Raw genomic sequence first — 23,324 nt, forward strand, 5'->3', positions numbered from 1 at the left:
GTGATGGCAGCCATAGCGGGCCAGTGCGGTCGAAGTGGTTATCGCGACGAGGTCCAGCCGAGCCTAGGCTCGCGGTGCACACATTCCCGCATGCCTGAGGAGATCACCGTGACCACCACCCTCCCGTCCGAGCAGGACGCCACTCCGTCCACCGGAACCGCTCGCGTCAAGCGCGGTATGGCAGAGATGCTCAAGGGTGGCGTCATCATGGACGTGGTCACCGCCGAGCAGGCGAAGATCGCCGAGCAGTCCGGCGCCGTCGCCGTCATGGCTCTCGAGCGGGTGCCCGCGGACATCCGCGCACAGGGCGGCGTCTCGCGGATGAGCGATCCCGACATGATCGACAGCATCATCTCCTCGGTCAGCATCCCCGTCATGGCGAAGGCGCGCATCGGCCACTTCGTCGAGGCACAGATCCTGCAGAGCCTCGGCGTCGACTACGTCGACGAGTCCGAGGTGCTGACACCCGCCGACTACGCGAACCACATCGACAAGTGGAAGTTCACAGTTCCCTTCGTCTGTGGTGCGACCAACCTCGGCGAGGCGCTGCGCCGGATCACCGAGGGCGCGGCCATGATCCGCTCGAAGGGCGAGGCCGGCACCGGTGACGTGTCCAACGCGACCACGCACATGCGCACCCTGCGTGACCAGATCCGCCACCTGACGTCGCTGCCCGAGGACGAGCTGTACGTCGCCGCGAAGGAGCTGCAGGCTCCCTACGATCTCGTCGTCGAGGTCGCCCGCGCGGGCAAGCTCCCCGTCACCTTGTTCACCGCCGGTGGCATCGCCACCCCGGCGGACGCCGCGATGATGATGCAGCTCGGTGCCGAGGGTGTCTTCGTCGGGTCCGGCATCTTCAAGTCCGGCAACCCCGAGCAGCGCGCCGCCGCCATCGTCAAGGCGACCACCTTCTTCGACGACCCGGACGTGCTGGCCAAGGTCTCCCGCGGCCTGGGCGAGGCCATGGTCGGCATCAACGTCGACGAGATCCCGCAGCCGCACCGCCTCGCCGAGCGCGGCTGGTGATCTGACACCACCTCCGGTCTGCGGGGGGTGGTCAGCGCTCGACGAGCAGGGCCGGGCGGTCGGGGTGGTCCATCCGCACCTCGACGTCCGCCCGTTCGCCGTGCTCCGCGTGCGCCGTCAGGGCAGGCACCGTCCAGCGCTCGTCCTCCGGGGTGAGGCGCGACGCGGTGCGCTCGGTGAGCGTCAGCGCCACCGTGACGTCGAGATCGAGGCCACGCCCCAGCAGCATGGGGCCCGCGACGACCACCACCTGATTCTGCGCCGCCGTTCGCGGCCGAGCGCGAGCGGAGCGATCGGACCGCTCGTCCCACAGCGCGGGCAACCACTGATCGCGCGTGCGCACCGCCGTGATCACCTCGCGCGTCAGTGCGTCGTAGTCGAACCATAGGGTGCGGTAGGAGAGTTCGTCCTCGTGCCCGTACTCGAGTCGCAGCGACGCGGGCCGCACCCAGTCGTGCAGGGAGACGAGATCGGCGGCGCGGCCGTCCGCGCGGAGCCGGGCGACGACGCGCTGAGCGAAGGCCACCGGATCGGCGGCGTCCGCACCGTCGACGGCCACGACACACCGTCCGTCGACGGCGTCGATGCGGTCCACGACGTGGTCCACCACCGCGTCGGGAGTGGTGGGGGAGAAGCGGGGCACGGCCTCGATCCTGCCCGACGCGCCGCCTCCGCCCCCCGCGAGTACGGCCGAAGTGTCGTTCCGGGGCCCGATTCTGCGACACTTCTGCCGTACTCGCGGGGCAGGTCCCGTCTGTCCCGACCGGAAAGGGTGATCATGGCCGGAATCGAAGAGATCCTCGAGCTCGAGCGCATCGAGAACGACATCTATCGCGGGAGTTCCGTCCCGAGTCAGCTGCAGCGCACGTTCGGCGGCCAGGTCGCCGGGCAGTCGTTGGTGTCCGCGGCGAAGACGGTGGATCCCGCGTTCCGCGTGCACTCGCTGCACGGATACTTCCTGCGCCCCGGAAACCCGAACGAGCCCACCGTCTTCACGGTCGACCGCATCCGCGACGGTCGGTCGTTCGCCACGCGTCGGGTCACGGGCATCCAGGACGGCAAGGCGATCTTCACGATGTCGGCGTCGTTCCACGTGGAGGACGAGGGCATCGAGCATCAGGACCGGATGCCGGCAGTGGTGGGTCCGGAGGACCTCCCCGACGTCGCCGAGGACGAGGCGTTGCGGCAGAAGATGTTCTACAAGGAGTGGAACCGGTGGGACGTGCGCCTCGTCCCGCAGGACCGCATCACCCGGAGCTCCAGTCTTGCTGCGCAGCAACAGGTCTGGATCCGATACCGCGATCCGCTGCCGGACGACCAGGTCTTCCACGTGTGCGCTCTGGCGTACATGTCGGACATGACGCTTCTGGGTTCGGCGAAGGTCCCGCACGAGGACGTCGCCACGCAGACCGCGTCGCTCGATCACGCGTTGTGGTTCCTGCGCCCGTTCCGTGCGGACGAGTGGTTGCTGTACGACCAGACGTCGCCCTCCGCCGGCCTCGGCCGCGCGTTGACCCAGGGACGGATCTACGACCGTCAGGGCCGTATGGTCGCGGCCGTCACGCAGGAGGGTCTGATGCGCTACGACCGCTCGGCGCAGCACACGCCGGGCCTCGAGACGTCACGGTGACAGCTCCGACGATCGGAGTGCTCGCGCTGCAGGGTGACGTGCGAGAGCATCTCGAGGCGCTCACTGCCGCCGGTGCGAGCGCGGTGACGGTGCGCCGTCCCGAGGAACTCGACGCCGTCGACGGTCTGGTGCTGCCCGGCGGCGAGTCGACCACGATGGGGAAGCTGCTGCGGATCTTCGATCTCCTCGATCCGCTCCGCGAGCGCCTCGCCGCCGGTATGCCCGCCTACGGGTCCTGCGCCGGCATGATCCTGCTGGCCTCCGACATCCTGGACACCACCCCGGATGCCGTGCATCTCGACGGCCTCGACATCACGGTGCGGCGCAACGCCTTCGGTCGTCAAGTCGACTCCTTCGAGACCGACCTCGACGTCGCTCGGGTGGGCGGCGAGCCGATGCGTGCCGTGTTCATCCGGGCGCCGTGGGTCGAGCGGGTCGGCGACGGAGTCGAGGTGTTGGCCACCGTCCCGGAGGGTCCCGCGGCGGGCCGCGTCGTCGCCGTGCGGCAGGGCGACGTGCTCGCGACGTCGTTCCACCCCGAGGTCACGGGGGACCGCCGGGTCCACGCCCTGTTCGCCGACATGGTGCGGGAGCGAAGGACCTCGTCCACGCCCGCGTAAGATAGGCACGTTCTCTGCCGGTACGAAAGGGGCTATTGCCGATGAGCGGCCACTCCAAATGGGCGACCACGAAGCACAAGAAGGCTGTCGTCGACGCCCGCCGATCGAAGTCCTTCGCCAAGTTGGTGAAGAACATCGAGGTCGCCGCGCGCACGGGTGGTGGTGACCCCGTCGGTAACCCCACGTTGTACGACGCCATCCAGAAGGCGAAGAAGACCTCGGTGCCCAACGACAACATCGAGCGTGCGCGCAAGCGCGGCGCCGGTGAGGAAGCGGGCGGCGCCGACTGGCAGACCATCATGTACGAGGGCTACGGACCCAACGGTGTCGCCGTCCTCATCGAGTGCCTCACCGACAACCGCAACCGCGCGGCCGGCGAGGTCCGTGTCGCGATGACTCGCAACGGCGGCAACATGGCCGACCCGGGTTCCGTGTCCTACCTGTTCTCCCGCAAGGGCGTCGTCACGCTGGAGAAGAACGGCCAGTCCGAGGACGACGTCCTCATGGCCGTGCTCGACGCCGGCGCCGAGGAGGTCAACGACAACGGGGACACCTTCGAGGTGGTCTCGGAGCCGACCGACCTCGTCGCCGTGCGCACCGCGCTGCAGGAGGCGGGCATCGACTACGACTCCGCCGAGGCCAGCTTCCAGCCGTCCGTCAGTGTGCCCGTCGATGTCGACGGAGCGCGCAAGGTGTTCAAGCTGATCGACGCGCTCGAGGACAGCGACGACGTGCAGAACGTGTGGTCCAACGTCGATCTGTCCGACGAGGTGCTCGCGCAGCTCGACGAGGACTGACTCCAGCGCGCCGCCCACACTCGTCACCCACTCGCCGCTAAGGTATCGAACAACAGTTCTACGTGTTCGAAGGTCCGGAGCGGCCGAATCCGGTGAGGGAGTGGGCGTTGCGTGTCATGGGAGTCGACCCCGGGCTGACCCGGTGTGGACTGAGCCTGGTCGAGTCCGGCGCAGGCAGAGCGGTCACGGCGCTCGACGTCGACGTGGTGCGGACGCCGGCCGACATGGAGCTGGCGCAGCGACTCCTCCTGATCGCCGAGTCCGCCGAGTACTGGCTGGACACCCACCGGCCCACGGTGGTCGCCGTCGAGCGGGTGTTCTCCCAGAACAACGTGCGCACCGCGATGGGCACCGCGCAGGCCGGGGGAGTGATCGCCCTCGCGGCCGCCCGGCGCGGTATCCCGGTCGCCTTCCACACCCCGTCCGAGGTCAAGGCCGCGGTCACCGGGAACGGCACCGCGGACAAGGCTCAGGTGACGGCCATGGTGACCCGCATTCTCGGCATGCAGCAGGCCCCCCGCCCCGCCGACGCCGCCGATGCTCTCGCCCTGGCGATCTGTCACTGCTGGCGGGCACCCATGATGGCGCGGATGGCCGCCGCCGAGGCGCAGGCAGCCGCGGCGAAGGCCGCGTACGAGAAGAAACTGAAGCAGCAGCGCGCGGCCGTGCGGGCCGCCGCGAGGACGGGAGCGCAGCCGCGATGATCAGCTCGGTACGGGGCGAGGTGCTCGAGATCGCCCTCGACCACGCGGTGGTGGAAGCGGCAGGCATCGGCTACCGCGTCAATGCGACGCCGGCGACGCTGGCCGGGCTCTCTCGCGGAACCGAGGCGCGCCTGGTCATCTCGATGATCGTGCGCGAGGACTCCATGACGCTGTACGGCTTCGCGGACGCCACGTCGCGCGATCTCTTCGGCCTGCTCCAGACGGTGTCCGGCGTCGGTCCCCGGCTCGCCATGGCCGTGCTCGCCGTCCTCGAACCCGATGCGCTGCGCACCGCGCTGACCGACGGCAACGTCACGGCCCTGATGCGGGTACCGGGTATCGGCAAGCGCGGTGCCGAGCGTCTCGTGGTCGAACTGCGCGACAAGGTGGACGCGGTGGTGTCCGGTCCGGCCGGTGTCGCCGCACCCGGCCACTCGTCGGGCCCGGTGCGTGATCAGGTGGTCGAGGCGCTGCTCGGCCTCGGGTTCCCGGCCAAGCAGGCCGAGCCCGCCGTCGATGCCGTGCTGGCAGACGACCCCGCCGTCGGAACGGCGCAGGCTCTGCGCTCGGCCCTGGTGAGCCTGGGCAGGTCGCGGTGACGGACCCGGACGGCACGGACGACTCACTGGTCACCGCCGAGATGGTGCCGGACGACGGCGATCTCGATGCGAGTCTGCGGCCGAAGTCGCTCGACGACTTCATCGGTCAGCCCCGCGTGCGGGAGCAACTGCAGCTCGTCCTGCAGGGCGCGACGCAACGCGGCGGAACACCGGACCACATCCTGCTGTCCGGTCCGCCCGGACTCGGCAAGACCAGCATGGCGATGATCATCGCGGGGGAGCTGAACTCGGCGCTGCGCCTGACGTCCGGGCCGGCCCTCGAACGAGCGGGAGACCTCGCGGCGATGCTGAGCAACCTCGTCGAGGGTGACGTGCTGTTCATCGACGAGATCCACCGCATCGCGCGGCCGGCCGAGGAGATGCTGTACCTGGCGATGGAGGACTTCCGCGTCGACGTGGTCGTCGGTAAGGGGCCGGGCGCCACCTCGATTCCGCTCGACGTCGCACCGTTCACGCTCGTCGGTGCCACCACTCGGTCCGGCGCCCTCACCGGCCCGCTGCGTGACCGCTTCGGCTTCACCGCGCACATGGACTTCTACGACCCCCGTGAACTGCAGCGCATCCTGACGCGGTCTGCGGGAATCCTCGGAGTGCGCATCGAGGCGGATGCTGCCGCGGAGATCGCGGGACGATCGCGCGGCACACCCCGTATCGCCAACCGCCTGTTGCGCCGGGTGCGGGACTACGCCGAGGTGCGTGCCGACGGCCGCGTGACACTCGAGGTCGCCCGGGCGGCGCTCGAGGTCTACGACGTGGACGAGCTCGGCCTCGATCGCCTCGACCGGGCCGTACTCGGCGCACTCGTCCGCAGCTTCGGCGGCGGGCCCGTGGGGGTCTCGACGCTCGCGGTCGCGGTCGGGGAGGAACCGGCCACCGTGGAAGAGGTGTGCGAGCCCTACCTCGTCCGCGCGGGCATGATCGCGCGGACGCCGCGCGGTCGGGTGGCCACGGCCGCCGCGTGGGAGCGGATGGGTCTCACACCCCCGCCGGATCTCGCGGTCGGCGGCATCTCGGTGCGGACGAACGAGCCGCAACGCATGCTCTTCGACGAGACCTGAGCCGGTGGATCCGGACGATCCCGGCGTTTCGGGCGGTCGACACGCCCGATCGCCCGGCCGAACGTGGCACACTGAAGGTTCCGAGTCCCAAGATCTAAGGATTGACGTTTCTGATGGAACTGCTGTTTCCGCTTCTCGTTCTCGCCCTGCTCGTGCCCATGTTTCTCGGCATCCGCCGCCAGAAGCGTGAGGTGGCCAAGACGGTCGAGCTGCAGGAAGCGCTGTCCATCGGTGATCGCGTCCTGACCACGTCCGGGCTGCACGGCCTCGTCGACGGACTCACCGAGACCACCGTCGACCTGGAGATCGCTCCCGGCATCATCACCACCTGGTCGCGTGCCGTCGTGCGCGACGTGCTGCCCGACGAGGACGAGCTGGACGAGTCGGCTGCGGAGAACGCCGCTCCGACCAGCGACTTCGAGGACCACAGCGACGCCGGATCGCGCGTCGACAGCCTGGAGAACGGCCTCGGCGGAGCGGACGACGGCCGATCGCAGGCACGACTCACCAAGGAGTGAGACAAAGCGGATACACCGCCCCCGAGGTCGTCCTCGGGGGCGGTGCGTCGTTGTGGAGAGGGTACGGTCGGTCAGGCTCCGGCCGTCCGTGACGCCCGCCGCCGCCGCGCTCCACCCCCGTCCGACCAGCAGCAGGTCCGTCTCCTCCAGCCGGTCCGTCTCACTCAGGAGAAGCACTCACCGTGGCCCCATCCAGCGGATCCTCGTATCCGGTGCGGTATCTCGCCGTGTTCGGCGTCTTCATCGCCCTCGTGTACGTCCTGGTCTTTTTCACCGGTGACAAGTCCCCGACTCCCAAGCTGGGCATCGACCTGCAGGGTGGAACACGCGTCACGCTCACCGCGCGCACGCCCGACGGCAGCGCCCCGAGCCAGGAGAGCCTGCGTCAGGCGCAGCAGATCATCGAGACCCGCGTCAACGGTCTCGGTGTCTCCGGCTCCGAGGTGGTCGTCGACGGTCAGAACCTGGTCATCACGGTTCCCGGCGACGACAGCTCGCAGGCCCGCACACTCGGTCAGACGGCCCGGCTGTACATCCGCCCCGTGCTGACGTCCCAGGCCCCCACTCCGGCGGGCACTCCCGCTCCCGCGGCGACCGACCCCGCTGCCGACCCCGCGGCTGCCGACCCTGCGGCCACCACGGCTCCGGCGACACCGGCGCCGCAGAACCGCCCCTTCCCGGCGCAGGACCCCACGGACACCCCCGCCCCGTCCGAGACACCCGCGCCGTCCGACACCTCCGCCTCCGAGCCCGGTGCCGCCCCGCCCGCGTCGTCGGCGGACGAGACCGCCGACGCGATCGCCGAGGCGAAGGCGCAGCGGCAGAGCACCGACCCGACAGTGCAGCAGCAGGCCATGGCCACGATCGACTGCTCCGCGCCCGACCCCCTGCAGGGCAACGACGATCCGGCCCTGCCGCTCGTCGCCTGCTCCACGGACGGCACCGCGGTCTACATCCTCGAGCCGTCGATCATCGACGGACAGCAGATCGCCGACGCCAGCTCGCAGTTCGACACCCAGCAGTCCCGCAACGTCGTCTCCCTCAGCTTCACCACCGAGGGTGGCAACACCTGGGCTCAGTTCACGTCGGCGAACATCGGCAAGCAGGCCGCGTTCACCCTCGACTCCAAGGTCGTCAGCGCACCGGTCATCCAGGGCGCGACCCCCGCGGGCAGCGCCACGCAGATCACCGGCAATTTCACCGCTGACAGTGCCCGCGAGCTCGCCAACACGCTGAAGTACGGATCGCTGCCGTTGTCGTTCGCCGCCTCCGAGGCGGAGACAGTGTCGGCGACGCTGGGACTCGCGTCGCTCGAGGCAGGCCTGATCGCCGGCGCCATCGGCCTCGTGTTCGTCCTCATCTACTGCCTCCTCTACTACCGCATGCTCGGCATCCTCACGGCGCTGTCGCTGGTGCTGTCGCTGGTCGCCATCTACGGGATCCTCGTCCTGCTCGGTCGATGGATCTCGTTCACGCTCGATCTCGCCGGCATCGCCGGTCTGATCATCGGTATCGGTATGACCGCCGACTCGTTCGTGGTGTTCTTCGAGCGCATCAAGGACGAGATACGCGAGGGCCGCAGCTTCCGCTCGGCGGTTCCGCGTGGTTGGGCCCGTGCGCGGCGCACCATCCTGTCCGGCAACGCGGTGAGCTTCATCGCGGCGGCGGTGCTGTACGTGCTCGCCGTCGGTCAGGTGCGCGGCTTCGCGTTCACGCTCGGCCTGTCGACCCTGCTGGACATCGTCATCGTGATCCTCGTGACGTGGCCACTGGTCAATCTCGCCTCGCGGTCCGAGTTCTGGTCCAAGCCGTCGATCAACGGTCTCGGTGCGGTCCAGGAGATCGCCCGCGCGCGCAAACGCGCTGCCGCCGCCAAGACCACCCGCGATGCTGCTACCGCGGCCGCCGGCCCGAGCAAGGAGGCCTGACCCGTGGCCGAGACGACCACCACCACCGAGGACACCGTTCCCGACGCACCCGAGGCCGGTCGCGGACTCCTGTCGCGGCTCTACACGGGCACCGGCGCATTCGACATCATCGGACGCCGTCGCCTCTGGTACGGCGTCACCGCGGCCTTCGTGCTGGTGTCGTTGCTGTCGATCGCGGTCCGCGGCTTCACGCTCGGTATCGATTTCGAGGGCGGCACGCGCGTGCAGTTCCCGGCTCCGCAGGGCGTCGACACCGCGCAGGTCGAGGAGATCTACACCGACACCCTCGGTCAGGACGCCGTCGCCGTCCAGACCGTGGGCACCGGATCCGGCGCCACCGTGCAGATCCGCTCCGAGTCGCTGGACCAGGGGCAGGCGTCCGCGCTGCAGACGGCCCTGTTCGACGCGTTCCAGCCCGCCAACGCGGAGGGCGAGGCCACGCGCGATGCGGTCTCCTTCACCGACGTCAGTGAGACCTGGGGTTCCCAGATCACCGACAAGGCGCTGATCGCGCTCGTGGTGTTCCTGGTGATCGTCAGCATCTACATCGCCGTCCGGTACGAGCGGGACATGGCGCTCGCCGGTATCGCGGCCTTGTTCTTCGACATCCTCGTCACGGCGGGTGTCTACTCGCTGGTCGGGTTCGAGGTCACTCCGGCGACCGTCATCGGACTGCTGACCATTCTGGGCTTCTCGCTGTACGACTCCGTGGTGGTGTTCGACAAGGTCGAGGAGAACACTCGCGGCATCCTGCACCTCAACAGGCGCACCTATGCCGAGCAGGCCAACCTCGCGGTGAACCAGACGCTGATGCGCTCGATCAACACCACCGTCATCAGCGTGCTCCCTGTCATCGCCCTCATCGTCATCGCGGTCTGGTTGCTGGGTGTGGGGACGTTGAAGGATCTCGCACTGGTCCAGCTCGTCGGCATCGTCATCGGCGCCTATTCGTCGATCTTCTTCGCGACCCCGCTGGTGGTCACGCTGAAGGAACGGTGGGGCCCGGTCGCGGCGCACACGAAGAAGGTGCTCGCGAAGCGCGAGGGCACCACGCGTCCGCGCGCCGAGAGCGCGGTTCCGGCCGGCGCCACGGGCACGGCGACCGCCACGGCAACGGCAACGGGTGCTCCGGCCAAGACCGCACGCGCTGCGGCCGCGGCGCCCCGCGCAGGCGCACGCCCGACGGGTAAGCGCGGCAAGCGGAGGAGCTGACATGCGTGCGTCGTCAGGGGTCAGGACAGGCGTCGCCGTCGCGGCGCTCGCCGCGATCACGGCCACGACACTCGTGGCGTGCGGCGACGAGGACACCCGCATCCCGTCCATCGGCTACGCCGTCGACAACACCGTCACCACCTACAACGGCGGAACCGTCGCCGGATCGGTCTCGGCTGCGCCGCAGGCCTTCTCGCGAGTGCTGCCCGGATTCGCGCTCACCGCCCCGAGCGGCGGTGCCGTGAGCGACACCGACATCGGGACGGCCGTGGAGGTACCCGGCGAGCAGCAGGTGGTCACCTACACGCTCGCCGCGCCCGCCGTGTGGTCCGACGGTGTGCCGATGACGTGCGACGACCTCGTGCTGGCGTGGGCCGCACGCAGCGGCCGGACAGCCGCGGACGGAGCGCCGCTCTTCGACGCCGCGTCCACCGCCGGTTACACCGACATCGAACGCATCGACTGCGCTCCCGCGGACAAGGTCGCGACCGTGACGTTCCGCTCGGGACGCGGGTACGTCGAGTGGCAGTCCCTCTTCGGCGCCGGGACGATGATGCCCGCACACGTCGCGGCCCGCATCGCCGGCGTGCCGGACGTCGTGAGCACCCTCGCCGGCGGTGACCAGGACGCACTGCGGCGCATCGCGGACGTCTGGAACACCGGATGGAACCTCACCCCGGCGGAGGGGGAGGACGTCGGAACCGTCGACCCGGCGGTCTTCGTGTCGTCCGGGCCCTTCCGCATCGAGTCGTACTCGGTCGAGAACGGTCTCGCGCTCGTTCCCAACGAACGGTGGTGGGGTGTTCCCGCCGCCACGGATCGTGTCGTCGTGTGGCCCAAGGGCGCCGACATCGCGGCCAAGGCGGCATCGGGCGACATCGAGGTCGTCGACGCCGACGGCGGCACGGCGACTCCCGACGGCTTCACGTCGACGGCTCAGCCGTCCTTCGGCGTCGAGCAGTTGACCATGGCCACGTCCGGTGTCTTCGTCGACCCGGCCGCACGCCGCGCCTTCGCTGCATGCGTTCCCCGCGGCGAGCTGTACGCGCAGCACGGCCACCCCGGATACGAGGCGGAGACCGGCCGCGGGTCCGGCATCGTCGACAGCCGGACCACCCTTCCCGCGACGCTGCCCTACCGCTCGGTGGCGGCCACCGCGGCGGAGCGGTACCGCACCGCGGACGTCGCCGGGGTGACCGCGGGTCTCGCCGAAGCGGGTCTGACCGACCCCGTCGTCCGTGTGGGCTACCTGGGGCCCGACGAGCGCCGCGCGGCCGTCGTCGCCGCCATTGCATCGTCCTGCGCACCTCTCGGCATCGAGATCGTGGACGCGTCGTCGCCGACCTTCTCGCCGCTCGCTCTGCGCGCCGGGGAAGTGGACGCCGTCCTGGCCTCCACCGCCGGACAGGCGGGAGCGTCGGGCACGTCCTCCGCGGATCCCGGTCGCTTCGCCCTGCGCGGCGGACAGGGCGTCAACGTCGGCGGCTACGCCAACGGGCGTCTCGACGAGCTGATCGATCGCCTGGCCGTCGACCAGTCCGACGCCACCGTGCTCTCCGCGGCGGTCGAGGCGGAGAACATCCTGTGGACCGACATGCCCACCCTCCCGCTCTACAACGCGCCGCGCGTCACCGCGGTGGCGTCCGGAATGCGTGGTGTGGAGTCGAACCCGACGGTCGCGGGTGCGGGCTGGAACATGGACAAGTGGATACTCGTCGGATGAGTACACCCGGATCGAGCAGCCCCACCACGAGCGCACCCGGTGGATCGGACGTCGTCGCCCGGTTGACGCGCTGGGCCGACGACTTCCCCACGCCGGGAGTGCGCTTCGCCGACCTCACGCCCGTGTTCGCCGACGCGGAGGGGCTGCGCACCGTGGTGGACTCGCTCGCCGAGGCGGGCCGTGACGCCGACGTCGTGGCCGGTATCGACGCGCGCGGCTTCCTTCTCGGTGCCGGCGTCGCGCTGGCGTTGAACACCGGCGTGATCGCCGTCCGCAAGGCGGGGAAGTTGCCCCCGCCGGTGCACCGGCAGTCGTACGAACTCGAGTACGGCACGGCGGAGCTCGAGATCTCCGCCGAGGGCATCGCGCTCGAGGGGCGCCGCGTACTCGTCGTCGACGACGTGCTCGCGACCGGCGGCACACTCGAGGCCGCCGCCGAACTGTTGACGCGGTGCGGAGCGATCGTGGTGGGTGCCGCCGTCGTTCTCGAGGTGGAAGTTCTGGGCGGCCGCGAGCGTTGGAAGCATGGACCGCTCACGACATTGGGCGTCGTCTGAGCATCCGACCTCGAGAAGATGTGAGGGCGTGCGCTGTGCGCTCCGGTGACGGCGGATAGAGTCGGGTCTCTCGAGCAGCTGAGGAGGTGTCGATCATGACGCGATACATCGGTCGTACCGCCGAGGAATCCGCAGCAGTGCCGCCTGCCGCGGGGGAATCCCTGCCGTCCGACGCCGTCCTGCCTGCCGACGCTGCTGCTGACGAGGCCGCGACGGAGCCCGTGCCCTCCAGGGTGGAGCCTGCCGATCCGACAGCGCGCACCGATGCCCTGACACCGGAGCCGGTCGCACCCGCCGCGGAGCCCGTGCCCGATCCGGCACCCTCCTCCGCCACCCCCACTGCGCCGTCGTCCGCGTCCCGGCGCGTTCGTGCGCGGCTGGCCCGCCGCATCACCGCGCAGCGCAACACCGCGGTCAAGCCGGTGCTCGAGCCGTTGGCCGGCACCCACCGGTCGATGTACCCGAAGGCGGACCTCGGGCTGCTGCAGCGCGCGTACGACGTGGCCGACGAGCGGCACGCCACGCAGATGCGCAAGTCGGGTGACCCGTACATCACGCACCCGCTCGCGGTCGCCAACATCCTGGCCGAGCTGGGAATGGACACCACGACGCTCGTCGCGGCGCTGCTGCACGACACCGTCGAGGACACCGGCTACTCGCTGGACCAGCTGCGCACCGAGTTCGGCGACGAGGTCGCCCATCTCGTCGACGGCGTGACGAAGCTCGACAAGGTCGCGCTCGGCACCGCCGCCGAGGGCGAGACCATTCGCAAGATGATCATCGCGATGGCGCGGGATCCGCGGGTGCTGGTCATCAAGGTGGCCGACCGGCTGCACAACATGCGCACGATGCGCTTCCTGCCGCCGGAGAAGCAGGCGCGCAAGGCGAAGGAGACCCTCGAGGTCATCGCACCGCTCGCGCACCGCCTCGGCATGGCGACGGTCAAGTGGGAACTCGAGGACCTCGCGTTCGCGATCCTGCACCCCAAGAAGTACGACGAGATCGTGCGCCTCGTCGCCGACCGGGCCCCGTCACGCGACACCTATCTCGCCAAGGTGCGCGCCGAGATCAACGCGACCCTGTCGGCCTCCCGCATCAGTGCCGTGGTCGAGGGTCGGCCCAAGCACTACTGGTCGATCTACCAGAAGATGATCGTCAAGGGCCGCGACTTCGACGACATCCACGATCTGGTCGGCGTGCGCATCCTGTGCGACGAGATCCGGGACTGCTACGCCGCCGTCGGCGTGGTCCACTCGCTGTGGCAGCCGATGGCCGGACGGTTCAAGGACTACATCGCGCAGCCGCGCTACGGGGTCTACCAGTCGCTGCACACCACGGTCGTCGGTCCCGAGGGCAAGCCTCTCGAGGTGCAGATCCGCACCCGCGACATGCATCGCACCGCCGAGTTCGGCATTGCCGCGCACTGGCGATACAAGGAGACGAAGGGCCGTCACTCCGGTGACGCCACCGAGCTCGACGACATGGCGTGGATGCGCCAGCTGCTCGACTGGCAGCGGGAGGCCGCGGATCCGGGGGAGTTCCTCGAGTCGCTGCGGTACGACCTCGCGGTCAAGGAGATCTTCGTCTTCACCCCCAAGGGCGACGTGGTGACCCTGCCCGCCGGATCGTGTCCCGTGGACTTCGCCTACGCCGTGCACACCGAGGTGGGGCATCGGTGCATCGGTGCCCGCGTCAACGGGCGCCTCGTCGCACTGGAGCGTCAGCTCGACAACGGCGAGGTGGTCGAGGTCTTCACCTCGAAGGCCCCGACGGCCGGACCGAGCCGCGACTGGGCCACCTTCGTCGCGTCGCCGCGTGCGAAGACCAAGATCCGCCAGTGGTTCGCCAAGGAACGTCGCGAGGAAGCGCTCGAGGCCGGCAAGGACGCCATCGCCAAGGAGGTGCGGCGCGGGGGACTTCCGTTGCAGCGCTTGATGAACGGCGAGTCCATGTCGGCCATCGCGCACGAGCTGCGGTATGTCGACGTCTCGGCTCTCTACACCGCGGTGGGGGAGAACCACGTCTCGGCGCAGCACGTCGTGCAGCGTCTCGTCGCTCACCTCGGCGGTGTCGGCGATGTCGAGGAGGAACTGGCCGAGCGGTCCACCCCGTCCACCATTCCCACCCGTCCGCGCCGCGTCGGCGACGCAGGGGTCATGGTGTCGGGTGCGGACGGCGTCGTCGCCAAGCTGGCGAAGTGCTGCACCCCGATGCCGGGAGACGACATCATGGGCTTCGTCACCCGCGGTGGCTCGGTGAGCGTGCACCGCACCGATTGCACCAACGCCGGGTCGCTGCAGACGCAGTCGGAGCGGCTGATCGAGGTCGAGTGGGCCCCGTCGCCGTCGTCGGTGTTCCTCGTCGCGATCCAGATCGAGGCACTCGATCGCCACCGTCTGCTCTCCGACGTCACGAAGGCGCTGGCCGACGAGAAGGTCAACATCCTGTCGGCGTCGGTGACCACCTCGGGCGATCGGGTCGCCATCTCGAAGTTCACCTTCGAGATGGGCGATCCCAAGCATCTGGGCCACGTGCTCAACGTGGTCCGCAACGTCGAGGGTGTCTACGACGTGTATCGCCTGACCTCGGCTGCCTAGAGCTCGACACTCCCCCGGCGAGTACGTCCGACGTGTCGTGATCCCGTCCGGAATCACGACACTGTCGGCGTACTCGCGGAAGTGTGCGGGGTGAGCCGTCAGGCCAGGTCGAGCCGCACCGTGTTCAGGGTGGTCGCGAGAGCCGGCGCACCGTCCTGCGCGCCACCCTCGACGCCCGCTGCGGCGATCTTGTCGAGCGTCGCGAGGCCGGTCTCGTCGATCGTGCCGAACACCGTGTAGTTCGGGGGCAGCTGCGAATCGCCGAACACGAGGAAGAACTGGCTGCCGTTGGTGTCGGCGCCGGCGTTCGCCATCGCGATGGTTCCGCGGGGGTACAGGACGGGCGACTGCAACGCGGCCGGATCGTCGGCGTACTGGTCCGTGGGGAACTCGTTGGCGTACTGGTAGCCCGGGCCGCCCGTTCCGGCGCCGGTCGGGTCACCGCACTGCAGGACCTTCAGGCTGTCGGCCGTGGTCAGACGGTGGCAGGGAGTGGCGTCGTAATAGTTCTGCCCGGCCAGCGAGGCGAAGCTGTTCACGGTGCACGGCGCCTTCGTGGCGTCCAGCGACAGGCCGATCGGGCCCTGCGAGGTGTCCATGCTGACGCTGACGTTGTCGTCCGTGGTGGGCACGTTCTCGGTCTGCGGAGCGTTCGCCGGCTTCGCGGCAGTGCCGCCCGCAGGGTAGGAGCAGCTCACGGTCTCGGGCAGCGGTTCCGAGCGGCCGGCGGGCAGCATGCCCTCCGGGGTCGCGTTCTCGCTGGTGGGGGAGTCGGAGGCCTCGACGGCGGTGTCGTCGTCGCCGCGTGTCACACCGATGGCGACAGCGACGCCGCCGATGACGACGACCAGTCCGATGACGGCGGCGGCGATGGTCGCCTGCTTGCGTCGTCGCGCCCGAGCGGCACGGTTCTCGAGCTGGCGTTCGAGCTTGCGCTTGGCAGCGTCACGTCGTTGTTCGTTCGTCGGCACGGTTGGCGTTCCTCTTCTCGCTGGAGCGGGTGAGCAGCAGAAGTGTGCCAGGCTTCCCTGAGAGGCACCTGACCCGGTGGACGGCCGAGGTGCCTGCCCCACGTTCCGGGGCGCCCGGTCGCACCGCCTACGCTGGTGGCATTCGTCCGATCGCGGATCGCTGCACCGCAAAGCATGAGGAGTCCTTCACTGTGCGTGTCACCGGATTCCCCGCCGGCATGTTCCAGACGAACTGCTACGTCGTCAGTCGGGACGAGGGGACGGACTGCATCGTCGTCGATCCCGGCCAGGACGCCGCGGCGCCGCTCTACTCGTTCCTCGACGACGCGGGCCTGACGCCCATCGCAGTGCTCCTCACGCACGGCCACCTCGATCACATGTGGGACGCGACGCCGGTGTGCGCGCGCTTCGACATTCCCCTGTACGTGCATCCCGACGACCGCCACATGCTCACCGATCCGGCGTCCGGTATCGGCCCGGTCCTGGCGCCGCTGATCGCGCACTCCACCTTCGAGGAGCCCGCGACGGTGGTGGAACTGGCGCACGGCGACGTTCTCGACGTGGCCGGACTCGGTGTCACCGTCGCGCACACGCCCGGTCACACCCGTGGCTCCGTCGTCTTCCGTCTCGACGGGGGCGAGCAGCAGGTGATCTTCTCGGGGGACACGCTCTTCGCGGGATCGATCGGCCGCTCCGATCTGCCCGGCGGCGATCACGAGCAGTTGCTCGCCTCGATCGCCGAGCACCTGCTGTGCCTCGACGACGAGACCGCCGTGTTGCCCGGACACGGCGAGTCCACCACCATCGGCGCGGAACGCGGCAGCAACCCGTTCCTCGTGGGACTCGGTGGTGTGCGATGACCGGCGACACACAGCGCATCCAGCCGTTCGCCGCCCCCAAGGGCGTCCCGGACTACCTGCCACCCGACTCCGCGACCTTCGTGGCCGTGCGCGACGGTCTCACCGCCGCTGCCCGGGCGGCGGGCTACGGCCACATCGAGCTCCCCATCTTCGAGGACACGGCGCTGTTCGCACGCGGCGTGGGTGAGTCCACCGACGTGGTGAGCAAGGAGATGTACACCTTCGCCGACAAGGGTGACCGCAGTGTCACGCTGCGACCCGAGGGCACCGCTGGCGTGATGCGCGCGGTCATCGAGCACAGCCTCGACCGCGGAGCGCTCCCGGTGAAGGTCAGCTACTCCGGCCCGTTCTTCCGCTACGAGCGCCCCCAGGCCGGTCGGTACCGGCAGCTGCAGCAGGTCGGCGTCGAGGCGATCGGGGTCGACGATCCTGCGCTCGACGCCGAGGTCATCGCCGTGGCCGACAGTGGGTTCCGGAGCGTCGGTCTCACCGGTTTCCGGCTCGAGCTCACCTCGCTCGGCGACGAGACCTGCCGCCCGCAGTACCGGGAGCTGTTGCAGGACTTTCTGTTCGGTCTCGAGCTGGACGAGGACACGCGTCGCCGCGCCGAGATCAATCCGCTCCGCGTCCTGGACGACAAGCGACCGCACGTCCGTGACATGACGGCCGACGCACCGTTGATGATGGACCACCTGTCGGAGTCGGCTCGCGTCCACTTCGACACCGTCCGCGCCCATCTCGACGCGATGGGCGTGCCGTACGTGGTCAATCCGCGCATGGTGCGCGGTCTCGACTACTACACGAAGACCACCTTCGAGTTCGTCCACGACGGTCTCGGTGCGCAGTCCGGCATCGGCGGCGGTGGACGGTACGACGGCCTCATGGCGCAGCTCGGCGGGCAGCCCCTGTCGGGTATCGGTTTCGGTCTCGGCGTGGACCGCACGGTGCTCGCTCTCGCGGCCGAGGGCGTCGCGCCCGCGTCGACGGCCCGGTGCGAGGTGTACGGCGTGCCCATGGGTCCGGAGGCCAAGCTGCGTCTCGCGGTGATCGCCCGGGAACTTCGGGCCGCCGGCGTCCGCGTGGACCTCTCCTACGGCGACCGCGGAATGAAGGGCGCCATGAAGGGTGCCGACCGTTCCGGTGCCCGCCTCGCGCTGGTGCTCGGTGATCGCGATCTCGAGGCCGGAGAGATCGGCCTCAAGGACCTGGCGACCGGCGAGCAGTCGTCGATCCCGCTGTCCGAGGCCACCGCTCGCGTGCGTGCCACGCTGTCGCCAGTGAGCTGACCATGGCCGACAGAGGGCTGGTGGCGCTCGATCTGGTGCCGCCGGAGCTCATCGTTCCGCGGCTCCGCGTCGCCGGTGCGGTGTTCGCTGTGGTCGGTGCCGTGCTCGGTGTCGTCGCCGGACTGTTGATCTCGCCGTACGTCGGTGTCGCTCTGGGAGCTGCGCTCGTCGCCACTGCAGGGTTCGCCGTCGTGTCGGGCGGCCGCAGACGCGTGTGGATCGATCACGGTGTGGTGAGCCGGCGCGGGTCGTTCCGCGTGCGACGGGTCAACCTGTCGGACGCGACGAAGGTCGAGGTCCTCGTGCGGGTCGCGCGCGTCAGCCAGGTGCTGATCCGTGTCGGCGACTCGTCCGGCGACGTCACGGTCGGCGTGGCGATGTACACGACCGACGGCGGTCGCGAACTGCAGCCGATCGCGCTGCGCGCGGTGGCGGACGGACTGGCCTCGTCCCCGCTCGCGTCGGCTCTGGCGCTGTCGTCGGTACTGGTGACCCAGCTTCGCGCCGAGGCCCGCGAGGCCGGGCTGTCGGAGCGCCCGCTCTATCGGGCGATCGACGTGGTCCGCACGTCCGGGCGAGCCCCGGCGACCGTGCTCACCGACGCCGAGGTCGCGGCTCTCACCGACTGATCGGCCGAGCGGCGTCGAGCAGTGTCGTGGCCGTGTCACGCAGCGACGCCGTCGAGCCCGTCCACCCCAGCACGCGCACCGCGGCGTCGGCGATCGTGTCGGGCGTCGCGAGGGAGTGCTGCGTCGATTCCGCATCGGACCGGGCGCTGATCACCGATTCGACGATGCGGAACGGGAGGTGTGTGAGTTCCTCGGAGACCACCAGCGTGCCGATGTCGACGAGAGCGTCCCGCGACAGCGAGGCGTAGAGCGCCATGAGGTCGGAGCGACGAGTGCGGAACTGTTCGAACCGTGCGCTGCGCAGTTCGGGGACGAGGTACAGGGCGCCGAGGTTCCATCGCGAGGTCATGAGCTGGTCCGCGTCGAACCACACCAGGGCATACAGCGCGCTCGGAGCGTCGGCCGCGGCGTCACGCAGCGCCTGCGCACAGGCCAGGGGTGCGTCGACGGTCCCCACCAGCAGCGCCGCGAGCATGTCGTCCTTGGTGGCGAAGTGGTGGTACAGCGACGCCTGCCGGACCCCGACCGCGTCGGCGATCATGCGGGTGGAGGTGCTGGTGACACCCCGCGTCGTGAACAGCTCCGCAGCCGCGTCGAGGATCTCCTCCCGCGCCGTGGCTCCCGGTCGCTTACGGGTGGTGAGCCTGGGACGCCCGGCACCGGTGGTGGTCATCGACTACGTGACCAGGAACGCGTCGACCACGGACTGGGTGCCCTGACGCGAGCCGGAGGTGACGATCACGGCCCTGTTCAGGTAGGCGAGCGTCCGGATCGACGTGGACACCGTGAGGGTGCCGCGGAAGTAGTAGAGCGCGGACTCGACGTCCTCCCCGCGATCGAGGGCCTCGACGACCTCGGCCGATCCGAAGCGGACGGAGTTCAGCGTCAACCGCATCACGGCGCCCGGGTCGTCCGACTCGACGTCGGCCAACAGGTCGGTGGAGTACGTGGTCGATCCGTCCGCTCGGACGTGGGCGTGCTCGGCACCGACGGCGCGGACGACGGCCTCGACCCCGGGCCCACTCAGCACACCACCCACGACGGGTGCCACGGACTCCGCGCCGACGGGAGTGTCGCCGAGCTGCACCGGATCCGCGGTGCGCAACACGATGCGCAGCAGCGGCTCGAGCGTGGGAGCGGTCGGTTCGATCGACGCGGACGGGTCCGTGGTTTCGGTCACGCGCTCGACCGTATCCGATCCACCTGGTGCCCTCCTGCCGACTTCCCGGCCGGGCTCCGCCCTCCCCGCCTACTTCCCGGCCGGGCTCCGCCCTCCCCGCCTACTTCCCGGCCGGCCTCCGCCCTCCCCGCCTACTTCCCGGCCGGCCTCCGGCCTCCCCGCCTACTTCCCGGCCGGGCTCCGCCCTCCCCGCTCCGACGCCCGGCGCCACGCGCTGAACGACCGCACCGACGATCGGGTCGGACGCACCAACCACGGCCACGGGTGCACCTCCACCGGATCGAGGGCGGCCGCGATGCGTGCCCACCCCGGTACCGGGGCGTGGGTCGCGGCGAGGCGCCGTCCGGCGAGCTCCTCGGTGACCCGTCCGCGCCGTACCTCCAGAGGCCGGACGGCGGCGAGCTCGCCGAGTGTCTCGGCGAGGAAGACCAGTCGCTTGCCGGACAATCGCAACCGTCGGAGCAGCGGCTCGTCGAACACGAACACCGCGGGGCGGGCGTCGTCGGCCGCGAGGGCCGGATCCGCGCTGCCGAGCGACTCCGCCGTCAGCCACACCTCGTCGCCGTCCTCACCCACGGTGTCCGCGGGGCCGGCCGGGGTATCGCCGGTGGCCAGGCTCGGTCCGTCGACCGACGGGCCGAGAGCGGCCGTCGGCCAGTCCTGAATGGGACACGCTGACGACAGCGCGCACGATCGGCACAGGCTGGGTGCGCGTTTCTCCACCTGCCAGCGACTGAACCCGTAGACCTTGCCGCTGCCGGTACCGACGGTCCACTGCCAGCCGAGTCGGTTGGCCGCCCTCGAGCCGTCGAGGAGATGGGCGAACATCTCGTCCTCGCCGTCCCGCCATGTCGCGCCGGCCCGCACGGCCCACTGCGACGCCAGCCACATGCGCGTCTGGTTCACCAGCCACCCGTCCTCGTGCAGCTCGTCGACGACGGACTCCATGCAGCGCATCCGGGCCGGCCACGGATCGTCCGACCAGGTGTCGTGCGCCGAGACGGCCGGACGGGGCTGCTCGCGCGTGAGTGACGCCCCCAGGTGCGAGCCCACCCGTGCGTACAGGTGGCGGGCGTACTCCTGCCACAGCAACTCGTCGCGGTAACGAGACCGGTCGCGGGTCGGCGCGTCCGCCACCGCGTCCCACACCTCGCTCAGCGTGAGCAGGCCGTGCCGGATGTACGGCGACATGCGACTCGCCCCGCGCCGCGACGGCGGTTCCACCGTGCTGCGGGACCGGGCGTAGCCCGTGATGTCCAGGCTCGCGAGAGCGGCGTCGGCTGCCGACTGTCCGCCGCGCAGACCGCCCGCCCGGATCTCCTCGGGCTCTTCGAGGGTGAGGTCACCGAGGTGCTCGGCGACCCAGGCGACGACATCGTCGGACCGGGCGCCGTCCGCAGGTGACGGGGGAGACGGGAGGAGGGCCATGTCCACCGACACTACCGAAGAGTTGACACCTCGATAGAACGTATGTTCGACTGTCTGCGATTCGTCGATCGATCGTGTGTTCGAGGCATCGGTGTGCCGGGGTCGCCGGAGAACAGGAGGGGTCATGCGGTGGGACGGTCAGACACTCGACGCTCCCGACGGGGCGCTTCCCGGCCTCGAGCGCACCGGGCTGGTGCGTGCCGGTCTGGTCCGCACCGTCCGCACGCCCGAGTTCGAGGGCGTCACCTTCCACGAGGTGCTCTGCAAGAGCGCCCTCAACCGGGTGCCCGAGGAATCGGCGCTGCCGTTCCGCTGGACCATCAACCCCGCGCGCGGGTGCTCGCACGCGTGCCGCTACTGCTTCGCCCGGCCGACCCACGAGTACCTCGACCTCGATGCGGGCCGCGACTTCGACTCGCAGATCGTGGTCAAGACCAACATCGTCTCGGTGCTGCGCAAGGAACTCGCCCGCGCCTCGTGGAAACGTGACCCGGTCGCCCTGGGCACCAACACCGACCCGTACCAGCGCGCGGAGGGTCGCTACGAGCTCATGCCGGGCATCATCCGGGCGCTCACCGAGTCCGGTACCTCGTTCTCGATTCTGACCAAGGGCACGTTGCTGCGACGGGATCTGCCGCTGCTCACCCTCGCCGCTCAGCAGGTGAACGTGCAGGTGAGTGTCAGTCTCGCCTTTCACGACGAGGATCTGCAGAAGTCTCTCGAGCCGGGGGCGCCGTCACCGCGCGCTCGCCTCGACATGATCCGGGCCATCACGGACGCGGGTCTGTCGTGCCACGTGCTCATCGCGCCCGTCATCCCGTTCCTGACCGACAGTCCCAAACACCTCGGCGCCCTGATGGCGGCCCTGGAAGACGCGGGCGCGACCGGTGTGACCGCGCTGCCGATGCATCTGCGGTCCAGCACCAAGGAGTGGTTCATGAGCTGGCTCGCCGAGCATCATCCGGCTCTCGTGCGCCGCTATCGGGTGCTCTACGGACGCGGAGCGTACGTCAGCCCGGAATACAAGCAGTGGCTTCGCGACAAGGTGGAACCGTTGCGGGAGAAGCACTCTCTGACGGGGCTCGATCCGGCCGGTGCGCGGCGTGTGGCCAGGGCAGCTCCCGCGGAACCCGCTCCGGAACCAGCGATGACCCTGTTCTGAGTCGGTCAGAAGCCGGGGGTCACGCCGATGTGCTCGAGGTAGCGCCGCGCCGAGCGGACCACCGCGCCGTGAGCGTCCTCCTCGACGACCCGGTCCCACCACGCCCCGACGATGCGCTCGAAGGCCACGTTCTCGAGGAGGGCGACCGTCCGGCGGATCGTGTCGGGATGTTCGGGGATCAGGTTGGGGTAGCTGTACATGAACGAGACCCATCGGCGATCGGACACCACCTGGACGATGTCCCCGGTGCAGAGCGCGCCGCGGCCGTCGGTGCCCGGCCAATGCAGCACCGAGCCGCCGGCGAAGTGCACCCGGGTGTTGATCAGCGTCCGCCCCGGCAGTATCTCCAGGGAGTCGCCCGACCACGTGCGGATGTTGCCGGCGCGGGGCAGCCACGCACGGTCGGACTCGTGCACGTAGATCGGTACGTCGCCGAAGGCCTCGCTCCACTCGACCATCGCGCTGTAGTAGTGCGGGTGGGACAGAGCGACGGCCGACACGCCGCCCAGTTCGGTGACACGGGCGATCGCGGCGTCGTCGATCGTGGTGATGCTGTCCCACAGCAGGTTTCCGCCGTCGCCGGGGACCAGCAGCGCGCGTTGGCCGATCGCGAAGGTCGGCTCGGTGCCGATGCCCCACAGGCCCGGGTACTCCTCGCGCACCACGGTCCGGTGCGACGCCGACACCTCGGCGACGGTGGTCCACCGCTGGCCGCCGCGTCCGACGTACTGGCGCTCGTCGGTGCAGATCGGGCACTCGTCCGGATCGACTCGGTCGAACTGCACGCCACACGTCTCACAGACCGGCAGCTCCGTGCG

At 69.9% G+C, this 23,324-nt stretch carries 23 protein-coding genes; 17 read left to right on the forward strand and 6 right to left on the reverse strand.

Annotation, left to right across the window (positions count from 1 at the left end; genetic code table 11):
- Positions 1-90: 90 nt before the first annotated feature.
- On the forward strand, positions 91-1,026 hold the full coding sequence (gene pdxS, locus BR07_RS0109345) for a pyridoxal 5'-phosphate synthase lyase subunit PdxS (protein WP_051613209.1): 936 nt from the start codon (positions 91-93) through the stop codon (positions 1,024-1,026).
- A 31-nt stretch (positions 1,027-1,057) separates the two neighbouring features.
- Here pdxS and BR07_RS0109350 read toward each other — a convergent pair whose 3' ends face one another.
- On the reverse strand, positions 1,058-1,669 hold the full coding sequence (locus BR07_RS0109350; protein WP_197027759.1) for a hypothetical protein: 612 nt from the start codon (positions 1,667-1,669) through the stop codon (positions 1,058-1,060).
- A 135-nt stretch (positions 1,670-1,804) separates the two neighbouring features.
- Here BR07_RS0109350 and BR07_RS0109355 point away from each other — a divergent pair, with 135 nt between their 5' ends.
- From BR07_RS0109355 to BR07_RS0109410, 12 genes are all read left to right on the forward strand, one after another.
- Complete coding sequence (locus BR07_RS0109355) at positions 1,805-2,656, forward strand: acyl-CoA thioesterase (RefSeq protein WP_027505223.1); 852 nt, start codon at positions 1,805-1,807, stop codon at positions 2,654-2,656.
- Positions 2,653-3,276 carry a pyridoxal 5'-phosphate synthase glutaminase subunit PdxT gene (pdxT, locus tag BR07_RS0109360; RefSeq protein ID WP_027505224.1) on the forward strand — a complete coding sequence of 208 codons (624 nt, stop codon included), beginning with the start codon at positions 2,653-2,655 and terminating at the stop codon, positions 3,274-3,276. Before BR07_RS0109355 ends, pdxT begins: the two co-directional genes overlap by 4 nt.
- A 41-nt stretch (positions 3,277-3,317) precedes the next feature.
- Entirely contained in the window at positions 3,318-4,073 is a 756-nt protein-coding gene (locus tag BR07_RS0109365) for a YebC/PmpR family DNA-binding transcriptional regulator (protein ID WP_027505225.1), read from the forward strand.
- 107 nt (positions 4,074-4,180) lie between these two features.
- Positions 4,181-4,777, forward strand: a complete 597-nt coding sequence (ruvC, locus tag BR07_RS0109370; protein WP_027505226.1) for a crossover junction endodeoxyribonuclease RuvC — start codon at positions 4,181-4,183, stop codon at positions 4,775-4,777.
- Positions 4,774-5,376, forward strand: a complete 603-nt coding sequence (gene ruvA, locus BR07_RS0109375) for a Holliday junction branch migration protein RuvA (RefSeq protein ID WP_027505227.1) — start codon at positions 4,774-4,776, stop codon at positions 5,374-5,376. The genes ruvC and ruvA overlap by 4 nt, the downstream gene beginning before the upstream one ends.
- A 41-nt stretch (positions 5,377-5,417) precedes the next feature.
- Positions 5,418-6,455 carry a Holliday junction branch migration DNA helicase RuvB gene (gene ruvB / locus BR07_RS0109380; protein ID WP_051613269.1) on the forward strand — a complete coding sequence of 346 codons (1,038 nt, stop codon included), beginning with the start codon at positions 5,418-5,420 and terminating at the stop codon, positions 6,453-6,455.
- Between the two features lie 113 nt (positions 6,456-6,568).
- Positions 6,569-6,973, forward strand: coding sequence for a preprotein translocase subunit YajC (gene yajC / locus BR07_RS26555; RefSeq protein ID WP_081821185.1), 405 nt, complete (start codon positions 6,569-6,571; stop codon positions 6,971-6,973).
- A 182-nt stretch (positions 6,974-7,155) separates the two neighbouring features.
- Entirely contained in the window at positions 7,156-8,901 is a 1,746-nt protein-coding gene (secD, locus tag BR07_RS23970) for a protein translocase subunit SecD (RefSeq protein WP_051613210.1), read from the forward strand.
- Positions 8,902-8,904: 3 nt separating this feature from the next.
- Entirely contained in the window at positions 8,905-10,113 is a 1,209-nt protein-coding gene (gene secF / locus BR07_RS0109395) for a protein translocase subunit SecF (protein WP_027505229.1), read from the forward strand.
- Between the two features lies 1 nt (position 10,114).
- On the forward strand, positions 10,115-11,836 hold the full coding sequence (locus tag BR07_RS0109400; protein ID WP_027505230.1) for an ABC transporter substrate-binding protein: 1,722 nt from the start codon (positions 10,115-10,117) through the stop codon (positions 11,834-11,836).
- Positions 11,833-12,393, forward strand: a complete 561-nt coding sequence (locus BR07_RS0109405; RefSeq protein ID WP_027505231.1) for an adenine phosphoribosyltransferase — start codon at positions 11,833-11,835, stop codon at positions 12,391-12,393. The genes BR07_RS0109400 and BR07_RS0109405 overlap by 4 nt, the downstream gene beginning before the upstream one ends.
- Before the next feature lie 95 nt (positions 12,394-12,488).
- Complete coding sequence (locus tag BR07_RS0109410; protein WP_231476268.1) at positions 12,489-14,990, forward strand: RelA/SpoT family protein; 2,502 nt, start codon at positions 12,489-12,491, stop codon at positions 14,988-14,990.
- 98 nt (positions 14,991-15,088) lie between these two features.
- On the opposite strand, the gene BR07_RS0109415 is transcribed toward BR07_RS0109410, so the two are convergent.
- Positions 15,089-15,961: a peptidylprolyl isomerase gene (locus BR07_RS0109415; RefSeq protein WP_027505233.1), complete on the reverse strand. Its 873-nt coding sequence runs from the start codon at positions 15,959-15,961 to the stop codon at positions 15,089-15,091.
- A 191-nt stretch (positions 15,962-16,152) separates the two neighbouring features.
- On the opposite strand from BR07_RS0109415, the gene BR07_RS0109420 reads away from it, so the two are divergent.
- Genes BR07_RS0109420 through BR07_RS0109430 form a run of 3 tightly spaced genes read left to right on the forward strand, consistent with a single transcriptional unit; the run spans position 16,153 to position 18,736 of the window.
- On the forward strand, positions 16,153-16,821 hold the full coding sequence (locus tag BR07_RS0109420) for an MBL fold metallo-hydrolase (RefSeq protein ID WP_027505234.1): 669 nt from the start codon (positions 16,153-16,155) through the stop codon (positions 16,819-16,821).
- Positions 16,818-18,107 (forward strand): histidine--tRNA ligase, encoded by a 1,290-nt coding sequence (gene hisS / locus BR07_RS0109425; RefSeq protein WP_027505235.1) that lies wholly within the window; start codon positions 16,818-16,820, stop codon positions 18,105-18,107. Before BR07_RS0109420 ends, hisS begins: the two co-directional genes overlap by 4 nt.
- 2 nt (positions 18,108-18,109) lie before the next feature.
- On the forward strand, positions 18,110-18,736 hold the full coding sequence (locus BR07_RS0109430; protein ID WP_027505236.1) for a hypothetical protein: 627 nt from the start codon (positions 18,110-18,112) through the stop codon (positions 18,734-18,736).
- Here BR07_RS0109430 and BR07_RS0109435 read toward each other — a convergent pair.
- From BR07_RS0109435 to BR07_RS0109445, 3 genes are all read right to left on the reverse strand, one after another.
- Positions 18,726-19,409: a TetR/AcrR family transcriptional regulator gene (locus BR07_RS0109435; protein ID WP_027505237.1), complete on the reverse strand. Its 684-nt coding sequence runs from the start codon at positions 19,407-19,409 to the stop codon at positions 18,726-18,728. The two genes, BR07_RS0109430 and BR07_RS0109435, sit on opposite strands and share 11 nt — an antisense overlap.
- Before the next feature lie 3 nt (positions 19,410-19,412).
- Entirely contained in the window at positions 19,413-19,916 is a 504-nt protein-coding gene (locus BR07_RS0109440; protein ID WP_051613212.1) for a DUF3237 domain-containing protein, read from the reverse strand.
- Positions 19,917-20,078: 162 nt separating this feature from the next.
- Positions 20,079-21,344, reverse strand: coding sequence for an FAD-binding domain-containing protein (locus BR07_RS0109445; protein ID WP_027505239.1), 1,266 nt, complete (start codon positions 21,342-21,344; stop codon positions 20,079-20,081).
- A gap of 124 nt (positions 21,345-21,468) precedes the next feature.
- Here BR07_RS0109445 and BR07_RS0109450 point away from each other — a divergent pair, with 124 nt between their 5' ends.
- On the forward strand, positions 21,469-22,506 hold the full coding sequence (locus tag BR07_RS0109450) for an Rv2578c family radical SAM protein (protein WP_027505240.1): 1,038 nt from the start codon (positions 21,469-21,471) through the stop codon (positions 22,504-22,506).
- Positions 22,507-22,511: 5 nt separating this feature from the next.
- Here BR07_RS0109450 and BR07_RS0109455 read toward each other — a convergent pair whose 3' ends face one another.
- Positions 22,512-23,291 (reverse strand): MBL fold metallo-hydrolase, encoded by a 780-nt coding sequence (locus BR07_RS0109455; protein WP_222631021.1) that lies wholly within the window; start codon positions 23,289-23,291, stop codon positions 22,512-22,514.
- Positions 23,292-23,324 lie beyond the last annotated feature (33 nt).

The sequence above is a fragment of the Rhodococcus sp. UNC23MFCrub1.1 genome (assembly GCF_000686025.1).
Taxonomy (GTDB): domain Bacteria; phylum Actinomycetota; class Actinomycetes; order Mycobacteriales; family Mycobacteriaceae; genus Rhodococcoides.